Origin of the sequence: Nocardioides sp. LHD-245, assembly GCF_030929495.1 — a bacterium.
Lineage (GTDB): Bacteria > Actinomycetota > Actinomycetes > Propionibacteriales > Nocardioidaceae > Nocardioides.
Genome location: NZ_JAVFWN010000004.1, coordinates 35,909 through 49,876, shown reverse-complemented (window position 1 = coordinate 49,876; position 13,968 = coordinate 35,909). Strand labels below are relative to the sequence as shown.

At 71.9% G+C, this 13,968-nt stretch carries 13 protein-coding genes; 8 read left to right on the top strand and 5 right to left on the bottom strand.

Translation table 11 applies throughout. The annotated features are described in order from the left end of the window. The first annotated feature begins 96 nt into the window (after positions 1 to 96). Positions 97 to 858 (top strand): FadR/GntR family transcriptional regulator, encoded by a 762-nt coding sequence (locus tag RB608_RS07540; protein ID WP_257430351.1) that lies wholly within the window; start codon positions 97 to 99, stop codon positions 856 to 858. 13 nt (positions 859 to 871) lie between these two features. Here RB608_RS07540 and RB608_RS07535 read toward each other — a convergent pair whose 3' ends face one another. Continuing rightward, on the bottom strand, positions 872 to 2,467 hold the full coding sequence (locus RB608_RS07535; protein WP_308087189.1) for a tannase/feruloyl esterase family alpha/beta hydrolase: 1,596 nt from the start codon (positions 2,465 to 2,467) through the stop codon (positions 872 to 874). A gap of 132 nt (positions 2,468 to 2,599) precedes the next feature. Between RB608_RS07535 and RB608_RS07530 the strand changes: the two genes are divergently transcribed. From RB608_RS07530 to RB608_RS07515, 4 genes are read left to right on the top strand one after another with little or no spacing between them, the layout of a single operon-like run. Beyond that, entirely contained in the window at positions 2,600 to 4,207 is a 1,608-nt protein-coding gene (locus RB608_RS07530; RefSeq protein WP_308087188.1) for an NAD(P)/FAD-dependent oxidoreductase, read from the top strand. Between the two features lie 16 nt (positions 4,208 to 4,223). Beyond that, positions 4,224 to 5,426, top strand: a complete 1,203-nt coding sequence (locus tag RB608_RS07525; protein ID WP_308087187.1) for a CaiB/BaiF CoA-transferase family protein — start codon at positions 4,224 to 4,226, stop codon at positions 5,424 to 5,426. Further along, positions 5,419 to 6,411, top strand: coding sequence for an alpha/beta hydrolase fold domain-containing protein (locus RB608_RS07520; protein WP_308087186.1), 993 nt, complete (start codon positions 5,419 to 5,421; stop codon positions 6,409 to 6,411). Before RB608_RS07525 ends, RB608_RS07520 begins: the two co-directional genes overlap by 8 nt. Then, positions 6,408 to 7,148, top strand: coding sequence for a FadR/GntR family transcriptional regulator (locus RB608_RS07515; protein WP_257430336.1), 741 nt, complete (start codon positions 6,408 to 6,410; stop codon positions 7,146 to 7,148). Before RB608_RS07520 ends, RB608_RS07515 begins: the two co-directional genes overlap by 4 nt. 17 nt (positions 7,149 to 7,165) lie before the next feature. On the opposite strand, the gene RB608_RS07510 is transcribed toward RB608_RS07515, so the two are convergent. The 4 genes from RB608_RS07510 to RB608_RS07495 are packed head-to-tail and all read right to left on the bottom strand — an operon-like array spanning position 7,166 to position 11,111. Continuing rightward, the gene (locus RB608_RS07510; protein WP_308087185.1) at positions 7,166 to 7,966 is read right to left on the bottom strand and encodes an amidohydrolase family protein; all 801 of its coding nucleotides are present in this window, start codon (positions 7,964 to 7,966) and stop codon (positions 7,166 to 7,168) included. Positions 7,967 to 8,012: 46 nt separating this feature from the next. Beyond that, positions 8,013 to 8,762, bottom strand: a complete 750-nt coding sequence (locus RB608_RS07505; protein WP_257430334.1) for an SDR family NAD(P)-dependent oxidoreductase — start codon at positions 8,760 to 8,762, stop codon at positions 8,013 to 8,015. Further along, the gene (locus tag RB608_RS07500) at positions 8,762 to 9,889 is read right to left on the bottom strand and encodes an acyl-CoA dehydrogenase family protein (protein WP_308087184.1); all 1,128 of its coding nucleotides are present in this window, start codon (positions 9,887 to 9,889) and stop codon (positions 8,762 to 8,764) included. The genes RB608_RS07505 and RB608_RS07500 overlap by 1 nt, the downstream gene beginning before the upstream one ends. A gap of 52 nt (positions 9,890 to 9,941) precedes the next feature. Continuing rightward, positions 9,942 to 11,111: an acyl-CoA dehydrogenase family protein gene (locus RB608_RS07495; RefSeq protein ID WP_308087183.1), complete on the bottom strand. Its 1,170-nt coding sequence runs from the start codon at positions 11,109 to 11,111 to the stop codon at positions 9,942 to 9,944. 85 nt (positions 11,112 to 11,196) lie between these two features. Here RB608_RS07495 and RB608_RS07490 point away from each other — a divergent pair, with 85 nt between their 5' ends. The 3 genes from RB608_RS07490 to RB608_RS07480 are packed head-to-tail and all read left to right on the top strand — an operon-like array spanning position 11,197 to position 13,962. Continuing rightward, positions 11,197 to 12,393: a thiolase family protein gene (locus tag RB608_RS07490; RefSeq protein WP_308087182.1), complete on the top strand. Its 1,197-nt coding sequence runs from the start codon at positions 11,197 to 11,199 to the stop codon at positions 12,391 to 12,393. A 25-nt stretch (positions 12,394 to 12,418) separates the two neighbouring features. Then, the gene (locus RB608_RS07485; RefSeq protein ID WP_308087181.1) at positions 12,419 to 13,177 is read left to right on the top strand and encodes an SDR family NAD(P)-dependent oxidoreductase; all 759 of its coding nucleotides are present in this window, start codon (positions 12,419 to 12,421) and stop codon (positions 13,175 to 13,177) included. After that, on the top strand, positions 13,174 to 13,962 hold the full coding sequence (locus RB608_RS07480; protein ID WP_257430329.1) for a crotonase/enoyl-CoA hydratase family protein: 789 nt from the start codon (positions 13,174 to 13,176) through the stop codon (positions 13,960 to 13,962). Before RB608_RS07485 ends, RB608_RS07480 begins: the two co-directional genes overlap by 4 nt. Positions 13,963 to 13,968: the final 6 nt, after the last annotated feature.

Genomic DNA, 13,968 nt, shown 5'->3' with positions numbered 1-13,968 from the left:
GGCGCCGCCGGCACACCCCCTTCGGGCATGCCTCCGTCGGAACCGGCTGGGGAGCGGCCATGATGTCGTCATCATGATGCGCATGGAGGACCTGCAATGAGCACGACGCCCGGAGCCGCGCCCCGACGCACCGCTCGCAAGGACAAGCTCGCCAACAACGTGGCGCAGTCGGTCCTGCGCGACATCAGGCGACGCGGCCTCGGGACGGGCGACCAGCTGCCCAAGGAGGCCGACATGCTGGCCGAGTACAGCGTCGGCCGGGGCACGCTTCGCGAGGCACTGCGCGTGCTGGAGACCTGCGGGCTGATCGCCCTCAAGCCGGGCCCCGGCGGCGGGCCGGTCGTGCAGAGCGTGCACGCCGAGGACTTCGGACGCGTCGCCTCGCTCTTCTTCCAGTTCGCCGAGGTGACCTACCGCGAGGTCAACGAGGCCCGGCTGATCCTGGAGCCGATGGCGGCGCGCCTCGCCGCGGAGCGGCAGAAGGGGTCCGACACGGCCCGGGAGCTCGTCGCACTCGCCGGGTCCGGCCCGGACGCGCCGGACAACGAGACGTACCTCCACATCACCGGGGACTTCCATGCCTCGGTGATCTCCCTGGGCGAGAACACCCTGGTCAGCCTGGTGTGCCAGTCCCTGGCCGAGATCTTCCGCGACCGGGTCCGGTCGGTCCTCTTCCCGAAGAACAAGCAGCACGACGTCCACACCGCCCACGTCGACATCGCGGAGGCGATCCTGGCGGGTGACGGAGCCCGTGCCGAGAGCCTCATGACCGAGCACATGAGCGACTACGTGAAGTACGTCGCCAAGCAGCACCCCGCGCTGCTCGACGAGATCGTGATCTGGCACAGCCGCGGCTGAGCCGGCCCGGCGCTCACGCGCTCGCGCAGGCGAAGGACGACGCGCTGTCCGGGTCGCCCCCGCGGTAGACCTGCACCTGCGGGTAGGGGCACAGGCCGCGGTCCCGGGTCCCTCCGTCCGGTGCCGGCCCGCTGGCCGGCAGTGTCTCGGGCGCCTCGCCGTCCTCGACCCAGCGCACCAGCGCCTCGAACGGGTCCACGGGCTGCGGACCCGCACCGCCACGGCAGTGGTCGACCCCCGGGGCGAGGAAGAGCCGGAGGAATTCGTCCGTGGCGGCACCGGACAGCGTGCGCACCTCCTCGTAGTAGTGGATCGACTGATCGGCGGGGAACAGTCCGTCGGCCAGGCCGTGCCACATCAGCACCTTGCCGCCCGTCTCGGCGAAGGTGTCGAGCGCGGGGTCGGCGGTGGCGAGCAGCTCCAGACGTCCCTGCAGGCGCGCCCGAACGGTCGTCACCAGGTCCCGCGTCGAGACCTGGCGCCAGTCGTAGGAGAGGTCCGCGAACGCGAAGTTCTGCAGGGCGAAGCTCGGCGGGACGCGCACGACTCCGCCGGTCAGGTCGACGCCGGGCGTGTGGCCATACCAGACGGCTCGCCCGTCCGGCTCGTGCGGCCCCCGGAAGATCTCCACCGCGGCGGCCACGTCGGCCTTCTTCACCTTCCCGCACGGGAGCTTGGCGCCGACCACGGAGTCGAGCGCGGCACGGTAGTCGCACCGCTCGGGCCGGCTGATCAGACCGTCGCCGAGTCCGTCGCCGCCGTCGCACGCGGCGAGCACGGCGTCCCGCATCGCGGCGAGCTTGCAGGCCGGGAGGAGCCCGCCCAGCCGCTCGTTCTGCACGACGGCGGGCCAGGACATCGTCATGTTGAGCCGGTCCGCGCCGTAGAGCGCCGGCGCGGCGGCCAGCACACCGTCGAAGAGGTCGGGGAAGCGCTGGGCCATGGCCATGCCCTGCCGTCCGCCGTTCGAGCAGCCGTTCCAGTAGGAGTACGCCGCCGGCTCGCCGTAGTACCTCGCGACGGCCGCCTGCGCCAGTACGGTCGCGTCGCGGACCCCGCGATAGGTCCAGTTCTCGAAGAGCTGCCAGTCGAAGTCCTCCTCGGGTGTCAGGAAGATGTTCGGCTGACGCGCGTCGGGCACGCCGGAGTCGCTCGCGACGACGGCGTAGCCGTCCGCCAGCGCGGGCGCCATGGCACCCGGGCCGTTCGTGGCGCGGGTCCCACCGCCGCCGACGGCCTGGAGGCGGCCGTTCCAGGCGTCGGGCAGCCAGAGCCACACGTGGGCCTGGTCGGGGCCGAACCCGCCCTCGACGCCATGGGTGAGGGTGAGCTGCACCTCGCAGAAGGGCAGGTCCGGAGCTGCCGAGTCCAGGGGTGGCGTCAGCCGCGTCGCACCACTGCTGTTGGCGACGGCGTCGACTCCGGTGACCTCCGCACCGACCACCTCGAGGCCGGAGAGCCGGGCGGCCGCGCAGGACTCCGCGGCCGGGGGCTCGGCCGGGGGCTCGGCCGGGGGCTCGGCGCCGGCCAGCAGCGGCACGGCCGCGAGACCGGTGGCCGCCAGGACGAGAGCGATCGGCCCGAGGGCGAGCCGCGCGGTTCTATTCATAGGGATGGTTACTACCATAATTCTAGATCCGAGGTAACCTCCGTCACAGATCAGGGGCGCCGGCCCGCACCTTGTGACACCACTCACCGCAATGCTAATATTCATGAGCATTGATTAGGGAGAGGACCCACCTTGCGCGCCACACCCCCAGCCGAGCTCGACGTCCTGGTCGTCGGCGCCGGCTTCTCCGGCCTCTACAGCCTCCACCGCCTGCGCACCCTCGGGCGCACGGTGCACGTCATCGAGGCCGACGACGACCTCGGCGGCGTCTGGTACCGCAACCGCTACCCGGGCGCCCGCTGCGACATCGAGAGCGTCGACTACTGCTACTCGTTCGACGACCGCATCGTCCAGGAGTGGACCTGGACCGAGCGCTACCCGGCCCAGCCGGAGATCCTGCGCTACATCAACTTCGTCGCCGACCGGCTCGACCTGCGCCCCGGCATCACCTTCGACACCCGGGTGACCGAGCTGCACTGGGACCAGGACGCCGCCCACTGGCGCGTGGCCACCGACCGCGGTGACACCCTGGTCGCCCGCCACGTGATCATGGCCAGCGGCCAGCTGTCCAAGCCGCAGCTGCCGGCCATCGAGGGCATCGCCGACTTCGCGGGCGTCCTCGCCCACACCGGCGACTGGCCCCGCAGCGGCGTGGAGCTCAGCGGGAAGCGGGTCGGGGTCATCGGGACCGGCTCGTCCGGCGTCCAGACGGTCCCGCAGGTCGCCCGGCAGGCCGCCCACCTCTCGGTGTTCCAGCGCACCGCCCACTACGCCATCCCCGCGCGCAACCACGGCCTCGACCCGGCCTACGTCGCCGACCTGAAGTCGCGCTTCCAGGAGTACCGCGAGATCGCGCGCCACCATCCCGGAGGAACCCACCGCCGCATCGGCACGGAGTCGGCGCACGACGTCGACCCGGCCGCGCTCGAGGAGACCTTCCGCGGCCACTGGGACAAGGGCGGTCCCGACATCCTCGCGGCGTACCGGGACTTCCGGACCGACGAGCGGGCCGCGGAGAAGGCGGGCGACTTCGTCAAGGAGCGCATCCGCGAGATCGTGCACGACCCGGAGACGGCCGAGAGGCTGTGCCCGAAGGGCTATCCCTTCGGCTCGAAGCGGCTGGTCCTGGAGATCGACTACTACACGACCTTCAACCGGGAGAACGTCTCGCTGGTCGACGTCGCCGCCGACCCGATCGTCCGTGTCGAGGGCGACGAGGTCGTCCTCGCCAGCGGCGTGCGGCACGAGCTCGACGTCCTCGTCCTCGCCACCGGCTTCGACGCGCTCACCGGGCCGCTGTTCGCGATCGACATCCGTGGCATCGGCGGCGCCACCCTCCCCGAGGCCTGGGCCGACGGCCCGCGGACCTTCCTCGGCATCGGCACCCACGGCTTCCCGAACCTCTACGTGGTCGCCGGCGCCGGCAGCCCCTCGGTGATTAGCAACGTGCTGATCTCCATCGAGCAGCACGTCGAGTGGATCACCGACTTCATCCAGTACCAGTACAAGAACGGCATCACGACCGCCGAGGTGAGCGTCGAGGCGCAGGACCGCTGGACGCAGGAGGTGTACGACGTCGCGGCGCCCACGCTCTTCATGAAGGGCAACTCGTGGTACCTCGGCGCCAACGTCCCGGGCAAGCCCCGGGTGTTCGCGCTCTACCTCGGCGGCGTCGGGCACTACCGCGACATCTGCGACCAGGTCGCCGCCGACGACTACACCGGGTTCACCCTCAGCTGACCGAAGGACGACGACGATGACGACGACCCACGGGCCCCTCCACGGAGTACGGGTGATCGAGGCCGGCTCCATGTACGCCGCCCCGACCGCCGGCCGGATGCTGCGCGACTTCGGTGCCGAGGTGATCAAGATCGAGGACCCGACGCACGGCGACTTCGCCCGCCAGTGGCAACCGGCCCACGACGGCACCGCGATCGGCTTCGCGCGTCTCAACAGCGGCAAGCGATCGGTCGGGATCGACATGCGCCGCCCGGAGGGTCGCGACCTGCTCCAGCGCCTTGTGGCCGAGGCGGACGTGCTGATCGAGAACTTCCGGCCGGGCCGGATGGAGGCATGGGGCCTGTCGTACGACGCCTTGCGCGCCGTCAACCCGGGCCTCGTCATGACCCGGGTCAGCGGGTTCGGCCAGACCGGGCCGTACCGCGAGCGCCCGGGCTTCGGCACGGTCGCGGAGACCGCGAGCGGCTACGCCTTCCTCAACGGCTGGCCGCACACGCCGCCGACCGCGCCCCCGTTCGGCTTCGCCGACTCCATCGCCGGCATCTCCGCGGCCTACGGGACCGCGATGGCGCTCTTCGACCGGGGCCGCACCGGCGAGGGCAGCGAGGTCGACGTCGCGCTCTACGAGCCACTGATGTTCATCCTCGGCGACGCCGTCCTCAACTACACGGCGTCGGGCGAGATCATGCAGCGCCACGGGAACGCGTCCGGCGCCGCGTCACCGCGCGGGATCTACCAGGCCGGCGACGGCGGCTGGCTCTCGATCGCCGGCTCGAACCAGGCGATCGCGATGCGGCTGTTCGAGGCCATGGACCGCATCGACCTGCAGACGGACGAGCGCTACGCCACCAACGTCGCCCGGATGGCCAACAACGAGTCGCTGCAGCAGATCGTCGTCGAGTGGGTCGGGCAGCGCCCCCGCGACGAGGTGCTCGCCATCCTCGACAAGTACGAGGTGGTGGCCGCCGCCGTCAACGACTCCAGCGACATCGTCGCCGATCCGCACTTCGCCCAGCGCACCCTCACCGCTCTCACCGGCAGCCCCCTCGGTCCGGACGCGCTGGTCCCCGGCCCGATCCTCCACCTGCGCTCCTACGACGGGCCGTCCTACGACGGCGTCCCGGCCGTCGGCGAGCACACCACCCAGGTGCTGACCGATCTCGGCCTGTCGGCCGACGAGCTGGCGGAGCTCCGCGTCGCCGGGGTGGTCGGTGGCTGACCTGGAGCCGGGCCTCGCGGCGCTCCGGGACGCCGCGGCGGGCAACGTGCCCATGGTCGACCTCACCCCCGCCGAGGCCCGCCAGCGTGTCGTCGCGGGCAACCGGCTGTGTGTCGACGGACCGGCAGGTCCGGTGACCGACCTGCCCCCGGGCGACGGTCGCCCGGTCCCGGTCCGCGTCTACGAGCCGCCCGGCACGCCGTCCGGGACCCTCGTCTACGCGCACGGCGGCGGCTGGGTGACCGGCGACCTCGACTACGCCGACGAGCTGTGCCGCTTCGTGGCCCGCGACGCGGGCGTGCGGGTGGTGAGCGTGGACTACCGCCTCGCGCCCGAGCACCCGTTCCCTGCCGCCCTGGACGACCTCGCCGCCGCATGGACGTGGGCGTCGGCGGCGTACGACGGCCCGCTCGGCCTGGGCGGGGACAGCGCGGGCGGCAACCTGGCCGCGGCGCTCGCCCTGCGCGCGACGAGCGCCCCCTCCTTCCTCCTCCTCGTCTACCCCGTCCTCGACCTGCCCGACAGCACGCCGTCGTACCGCACGCGGGCCACCGCGTTCCCCATCGGCGCGGCCGACATGCGCTGGTTCTTCACCCACTACGTCTCCGGGCACGCGCGGCCGGAGCCGACACCTGACCTCGCGCCGCTCCGCGCCGAGCACGTCGGCGACCTGCCGCCGACCCATCTCGTCCTCGCCGGTCACGACCCGCTCCACGACGAGGGTGCCGCCTTCGCCGCCGCGCTCGACGGCGCCGGCGTCGAGGTGACGGTGGACCGGCACGCCGACCTGTGCCACGGCTTCCTGCGGTTCACCGCCGCGTCGGCGGGCGCGCGGACGGCGCGCTCCGAGATCGTCGCGGCCGTGCGGCGGCTCGCCGTCGCGGCAGCGGTTCCGCGACGAGGCTCCCAATCCCTGACTATGATTCAGCCCTACCCGCCGAGCTCCGGCACGCCGGCCACGGCGACCACAGAGGTGAACCCATGACCACGGCTCCGATGCGTCCCCAGAAGACGGCGATGCTGCTCGCGCAGCGCATCGTCGGTGACATCAACCGGCGGGGCAACACCGTCGGCGACCGCCTGCCGCCCGAGCGGATCATGCTCGAGGAGTACGAGGTCGGGCGCGGGACGCTGCGGGAGTCCCTGCGCTTCCTCGAGCTCCAGGGAGTCATCTCGCTCAAGCCGGGACCCGGCGGCGGTCCTGTCGTGCAACACCCGGACTCCACCAGCCTGGCCACCTCGCTGACCCTGCTGCTGCAGTTCGCCAACGCGCCGTTCCGCACCATCGCCGAGGCGCGGGGCGGCCTCGAGCCGATGATGGCCCAGCTCGCGGCCGAGCGGATGTCGGAGGAGCAGCTCGCCGGCCTGAAGCTCAGTGTGGACACGATGCACGCCCATCTCGACGACCAGTCGGTGTTCCTGGAGGAGAACAAGCGCTTCCACGACGTCATCGCCCATGGCTCGGGCAACGCGATGTTCGGCTACCTGGTCGACGCGCTGCTGGGCATCCTCGACGGCTCCGCGATCGGCATCGACTACCCCGAGGTACGCCGGGCAGCGGTCCACAAGGCCCACCTGAGCATCTACGAGGCCATCGCCGAGCGGGATCCGGCCCGGTCCGCGGAGGCGATGGCCGACCACGTCCAGCAGTACCTGAAGTACGCCGAGCGGAAGTTCCCCGACGTGCTCGCCGCCCCCATCGTGTGGGGCAACGGCGCCTGAGCGACCGCGTCCTCGCCCTAGGCCCAGGGCGAGTCGAGCCCCAGCACCCGGGCGAGCGTGCCGCCGAGGACCTTCTTCGTCTCGTCGTCGCTCAGCCCGAGCCCGCCGATCGCGCGGATCTCCTCCGCCGGACTGGTCATCGGCCAGTCGGAGCCGAAGACGATGCGCTCGGCGCCGTGCTTGCGGATCAGGTCGCGGACCCGCTCGGGACGCAGCGTGGCGAGGCTGGGCGGCCAGCTGGTCTCGAGCACGACGTCGGCGCCGGCGAGCATCTCCTCGGCGTGGTCGAGGATCTTGTAGCCGCCGAAGTGGCAGGCCATCAGCCGTAGTCCGGGGAACCGGGCCGCGATGTCGCGGATCATCGCGGGGCTGGACAGCCGGTTGGCCTCGGGCGAGCCGCCCTCGCCGACGTGGGTGATGACGGCGAACTCCTCCCCCATCGCCTCGAAGATCTCCCAGAGCCGTCGGTCGTCGAGGGCGAACCCCTGGAACAGCGGGTGGATCTTCACGGCGCGGATGCCGTGGCGCCTCAGGCTGGCGAGGTTCTCCTCGACCGACAGGCCGACGTGGACGGTCCCGAAGCCGAAGCGGGCGTCGGACGTCAGGCCGGCGACGAACCGGTTCACGGAGTCGACGTGCCGGGCCTCGTTGGCGATGCCCAGGCAGCAGCTGATCTCCACTCCGCTGGCGGCCATGTCGGCGGTCAGTCCGCCGACCGTGCCGTCGCCCCGGGCGCGCAGATCAGGCAGGCGGTTGGCCGACAGGGCGATCTCGGCGATCCGGTCGGGCCAGACGTGGGCGTGGGCGTCGATGATCACGCGGGATGCCTTTCGAGGAGGACGTGCGGGAGCTCAGAACGTGTTCTCAGAGCTTGCCGGACTCGCCACCGTCGACCACGAAGGTCGCTCCGGTGGTGAACGACGACAGCGGGGAGACGAGCAGGCAGGCCAGCGGCACCAGCTCGGACGGGTCCGCCATCCGGCCGGCGGGGATCTTCGCGATCCGCTTGGCGTGCAGCTCCGGCGACTCGGTCACCGCCTTCTGCGCGTCGGTGACGAACGCTCCGGGGGCGATGCAGTTGACCTGCACGTTCTTGGCCGCCCACTCGGCGGCGAGCGCCTCGGTGAAGCGGACCACGGCCCCCTTGGAGGTGGAGTACGGCACGAGGTAGGGCTTGCCCCGCAGTCCGGTCGTGGAGGCGATGTTGACGATGCGGCCGCCGCCCTGCTCGATCATGTGGACTCCGGCCGCCTGCGCGAGGAGCATCGGCGCGACCACGTTGACGGCGAGCGCGTCCGTCCAGACCGCGGGGTCCTGCGTGGCGAACTTGCCGGCCGGGGCGATCCCGGCGTTGTTGACGAGGCCGTCGACCCGGCCGTGCCGCCCGATCACCTCGGGCACGATCGCCCGCACCGAGGACTCGTCACGCATGTCGGCCGCGATGGTCGAGATCCGGCCCTCCCCCTGCGCGGCGACCTCCGCGAGGCTGTCCTCGGAGCGCGCCGTGGCGACGACGTACGCCCCTTCCCTCGCCAGGGCGATCGCCATCGCCGCGCCGAGACCGCGGCTCGCGCCGGTGACGAGGACGACCGTGCCGGTGAGCCGGAGATCCATCAGCGGGCACCCTTCGCCAGGCGCCGGGCCAGCGAGTCGAGCAGCACCTCGGTCGCGCCCTCGTAGACGCGCAGCGGCCGCGCGTTGCGGTAGAGCCGTTCGATCTTCGAACCACGGACCAGGCCGAAGCGACCCATCGTCTGCACCGAACGGTCGACGACGGCCGCGGCCGCCTCGGTGGCATGCACCTTGGCCATCGACGAGTAGTCGAGGTGGCCCAGCGGATCGCTCTTGGCCAGGGCCGCCGCCCGGTAGACGAAGGCGCGCGCGGCCTCGACGTCGGTCCAGGACTGGGCGAGCTTCTGCGCGACGGCACCGAGCTCGATGAGCGGCTTGCCGAACTGCTCACGGGCCAGCGCGTGCGCCTTCGCCTCGTCGAGAGCCGCCTGGGCCAGGCCCACGCCGGACGCGGCCACGGTGACGCGGAAGACGGCGAGGGTCTGGAGCATGAGGGAGAACGCCTTGCCAGGCACGCCCAGGCGGTTGCCGGACGGCACCCGGACGTCGGTGAAGGTGAGCTCGCCGAGGATGTGGGGCGCGATGAGGTCCGCGCCGCGCTCGATGCTCAGGCCGGCGCTGCCGGCGGGCACGAGCACCATCGACCAGCCCTCGCCCTCGCGCACCAGGGTGCAGTAGAAGTCGGCCGCGCCGCCGTTGGTGATGAACGACTTCCTGCCGTTGACGACGAGCTCGTCACCGTCGACCACCATCGTGGTGGAGACCGCGCGCAGGTCCGAGCCGACGTCGGGCTCGGTCAGCGCCAGGCCCGCGATGGCCTCGAGCGAGGCGACCTTCGGCAGCCACTGCGCCCTGAGCTCGTCCGAGCCGCCGACCGACAGCGAGTAGCTGCCGACGCCCTGCATCCCGAACATCGAGTCCAGGTGGGCGGAGGAGTACATCAGCGCCTCGCGGACCACCGCGATGGTGAGCGGGTCGAGCACCTCGCTCACGCCGCCGTACTGCGCCGGGACGACGTGGCGGGCGAGCCCGCTCTCGGCGAGCAGCGCGCGCACCTTCGGGTGCACCTCGACGTACTCGTCCGCCTCGTCGGCGAACGGCTCGACGGCAGCGGCCAGCGCGCGTGCCGCGGCCTGGATCTCCCGGTGCTCCGGGGTCAGGTCGAACATGGGTCCATCCTCCCTGCCGCGTCCGCGGCAGTCACGGGTCGGCCGGTGATCATCAGCGGCGCTGGTCGAACTTGCGGCCGAGCACCTCGGAGACGATCCGGATGCGCTGCATGGTGGGCGTGCCACCGGCGATCGCCCAGCCGTGGGCGTCACGGTGGAGCCGCTCGATGCCGTACTCCTCGGTGTAGCCGTTGCCGCCGTGGATCTGCATGGCGAGGTCGGTGACCCGCTTGGCCATCTCGTTGGCCGTGCACTTGGCGAGCGACACCTTGAGCGCGTCGGGCATGCCCCGCGCGTCCACCGACGCGGCCGCCTGGTCGCGCAGGAGGCGCGCGGCCTCCACCTGCAGCACCATGTCGGCGACCATCACCTGGATGCTCTGGAACTCGATGAGCGGCTTGCCGAACTGCTCGCGCTCCTCGACGTACTTGAGCGTCCGGTCGAGCGCAGCCTGCCCGATCGCCAGGCTCATGGTGGTGTTGCCCATCCGCTCGATGGAGAAGACGCCGAAGAGCCTGCCGAAGCCGCCCGCGGGAACGATGATGTTCGACTCGGGCACCTCGACGTTGTCGAAGTAGAGGTCGGCCGAGGGAATGCCGCGGAAGCCCATCAGGCGCTCACTGGCTCCGAACGAGAAGCCGGGTGCCCCCTTGTCGACGACGACCGCGCCGATGCCCTTGGCCCCGGGTGCGTCGGAGAGGCGGCAGTACACGACGTACTGGTCGGCCTCGCCGCCGTTGGAGATCCAGCGCTTGTTGCCGTTGACCACGACGGTGCCGTTGGTGACCTTCGCGGTCGTGCGCATGTCGGTGGCCGCCGAGCCGGCGTCGGGCTCCGAGATGCCGACGGCCATGGTCCGCTCGCCGGAGATGATCGCCGGGAGCCACCGCCGCTTCTGCTCCTCGGTGCCGAGGTGGTTGACCACCTGGGCGGGGCCGGTGTTGGCCTCGAAGATCTGGAAGGCCGCCGGACGGCACACCTTGGCGAACTCCTCCACCACCACCAGCGCCTGGGCGAGCGGGGCACCGGAGCCGCCGTACTCCTCGGGGTGGGCGATGCCGAGGAACCCGAGCTCGCCCAGCTGCATGCGCTGCTCGCGGGACACGGGCGTGCGGTTGACGTCCATCTCCTCGGCCACCGGCCCGTACACGTCGCGGGCGACCTGAGCGGCGAGCCGCCGGACCTCCGCGTACTCGTCGTTCGGCACGACATCCTCCTTCACGGTTGTAATCATTATCCTAGATTCGTCACCCGGGCGGATGTCAAGGCCTCGTGACACTTGATGAATATCATGATAAGCATTAGGGGTGACTGGACGCTACCTCTCCGACGTCGTCGTCGTCGATGCCGTACGCACGCCCAGCGGTCGGGGCAAGCCCGACGGTGCGCTCGCCGGCCTCCACCCCGTCGACCTCCTCTCCCAGACGATCGAGACCCTGCTCGACCGCTCCCCAGCCCTCGACCCGGCGACCGTGGACGACGTGATCGTCGGCTGCGTGTCCCAGGTCGGCGAGCAGTCCGCCACTCCCGGCCGGATGGCCTGGCTGGGCGCGGGCCTGCCCCCGCACGTCCCGGCGACCACCATCGACCGCAAGTGCGGGTCGAGCCAGCAGGCCGTGCACTTCGCCGCGCAGGCCATCGCGTCCGGCCAGGCCGATGTCATCGTCGCCGGCGGCGTGGAGTCCATGAGCCGGGTCGTCATGGGCTCGGCCCGGATGGGCGCCGACCCGTACGGCGCGCGGGTGGCCGAGCGCTTCGCCCCCGGACTGGTGTCCCAGGGGGTCGCCGCCGAGCTGGTGGCCGCTCGCTGGAAGCTCTCCCGCACCGAGCTCGACGAGTACGCCGTGCGCTCCCACGAGCTGGCAGCGGCGGCGCAGGACTCGGGGGCGTTCGACCGCGAGGTGATCGCAGTCACGACACCGGCGGGTGTCGTGGACCGCGACGAGACGATCCGCCGCGGCACGACCGCCGAGCGGCTGGCCGGGCTGAGGACGGTCTTCGAGACCGCCGAGCTCGGCGCCCGCTTCCCCGAGATCGACTGGTCGGTCACCGCCGGCAACTCCTCGCAGATCACCGACGGGGCGAGCGCCCTGCTCCTCATGTCCGCCCAGCGTGCCGAGCAGCTCGGGCTCGCCCCCCGAGCGCGGATCCACAGCATGGCGGTGGTCGGCGACGACCCGCTGCTCATGCTGACCGGCCCCATCCCCGCCACGCATCGGGTGCTGGAGCGGGCCGGACTCTCGGTCGGCGACCTCGACCACATCGAGCTCAACGAGGCCTTCGCCTCGGTCCCCCTCGCGTGGCAGGCCGAGTTCGACGTCGATCCCGCGCGGGTCAACCCCCGCGGCGGTGCGATCGCGCTGGGTCACGCCCTCGGCGCGTCCGGAGCGCGGCTGATGACCACCCTGCTGCACGCGTTGGAGGACAACGACCAGCGCCTCGGCCTCCAGCTCATGTGCGAGGCCGGCGGCATGGCCAACGCCACCATCCTCGAGCGGCTCTGAGCCCGCCCACCCGAAGGAGAACACTGTGGACCTCACCGGAGCCTCGGTCCTCGTCACCGGCGGCGCGTCCGGCCTCGGCGCCGCGACCGCGCGGCGACTGGCCCGCGCGGGCGCCCATGTCGTCGTCCTCGACCTCAACGAGCAGCTCGGCAAGGAGCTCGCCGAGGAGGTCGGTGGATCGTACGCGGCCGCGGACGTCACCGACGCGCAGCGCGTCGACGCCGCGCTCGACCTGGCCGTCGAGCGGGGCCCCCTGCGGGCGCTGGTGCACTGCGCCGGCAAGGGCGGCACGGTCCGCCTCGTCAACCGGGACGGCTCGGCCGGCGACCTCGACCTCTACCGGCAGCTGATCGACATCAATCTCGTCGGCACCTTCAACGTGCTGCGCCTGGCGGCCGCGCGGATGGCCGCGAACGAGCCGGTCGACGGCGAGCGCGGCGTGTGCGTGCTGACCGCGTCGGTCGCCGCATGGGAGGGCCAGATCGGCCAGATCCCCTACGCCTCGGCGAAGGCCGGCGTCGTGGGGATGACTCTCGTCGCCGCACGGGACCTGGCCACCAAGGGCATCCGGGTGAACACGATCGCGCCCGGCGTCTTCGACACCCCGATCCTGGCCCGCTTCTCGCAGGAGATCCGGGACGGCCTCGGCGCGCAGGTCCCGAACCCCGCCCGGCTCGGCCAGCCCGACGAGTTCGCCCTGCTCGCCGAGCAGATCGTCCAGAACCCCTACCTCAACGGCGAGACGATCCGCCTCGACGGCGCGATCCGGATGAGCCCGCGATGACCACGGAGGAGAGCATCGTGACCGACACCGACCTGCTCGTCGAGGAGCGGGGCCGCGTCCTCGTGCTGACCATGAACCGGCCCGAGTCGAAGAACGCCATGTCCATGGCGATGGCGCACCGGATCGCCGACGCGCTCCAGCTCCTGGACGACCGCGCGGACCTCAGCGTCGCGGTGATCACGGGCGCCGGCGGCACGTTCTGTGCGGGCATGGACCTCAAGGGCTTCGCCCGCGGCGAGCGCCCCGTCGTCGAGGGTCGCGGCTTCGCCGGCATCGTGAGGCGACCGCCGACCAAGCCCGTGATCGCCGCCGTCGAGGGCTACGCGCTCGCCGGAGGCTTCGAGATCGTGCTGTCCTGCGACCTCGTCGTCGCCTCGTCCGCGGCGAGGTTCGGGCTGCCCGAGGTGAAGCGCGGCCTCACCGCCGCGGCCGGCGGCCTGCTGCGCCTGCAGCACCGGATCCCGTACCACCTGGCGATGGAGCTGGTCCTGACCGGGCGCATGTGGCCGGCACCCGACGCTGCCGAGGTCCACCTGGTCAACCGGCTCACCGAGCCCGGGCAGGCGCTGGCCGCCGCGCTCGACCTCGCCGACGAGGTCGCTGCGAACGCGCCCCTCGCCCTCGCCGCCTCCAAGCAGGTGCTGGTCCGGTCGGCCGACTGGCCGCTGACCGAGATGTTCGACCGTCAGGAGGCCTTCGTGAACCCGGTCCGCGAGTCCGCCGACGCCCAGGAGGGCGCACTCGCCTTCGTCGAGAAGCGCGCGCCCCGCTGGACGGGCCGCTGAGCGCGA

Bases quoted from the DNA above. Each gene is read 5' to 3' on its own strand.
- RB608_RS07535 (WP_308087189.1), bottom strand. From the start codon at position 2,467: ATGAATAGAACCGCGCGGCTCGCCCTCGGGCCGATCGCTCTCGTCCTG.
- RB608_RS07500 (WP_308087184.1), bottom strand. From the start codon at position 9,889: ATGTTCGACCTGACCCCGGAGCACCGGGAGATCCAGGCCGCGGCACGC.
- RB608_RS07480 (WP_257430329.1), top strand. From the start codon at position 13,174: ATGACCACGGAGGAGAGCATCGTGACCGACACCGACCTGCTCGTCGAG.
- RB608_RS07540 (WP_257430351.1), top strand. From the start codon at position 97: ATGAGCACGACGCCCGGAGCCGCGCCCCGACGCACCGCTCGCAAGGAC.
- RB608_RS07525 (WP_308087187.1), top strand. From the start codon at position 4,224: ATGACGACGACCCACGGGCCCCTCCACGGAGTACGGGTGATCGAGGCC.
- RB608_RS07515 (WP_257430336.1), top strand. From the start codon at position 6,408: ATGACCACGGCTCCGATGCGTCCCCAGAAGACGGCGATGCTGCTCGCG.
- RB608_RS07505 (WP_257430334.1), bottom strand. From the start codon at position 8,762: ATGGATCTCCGGCTCACCGGCACGGTCGTCCTCGTCACCGGCGCGAGC.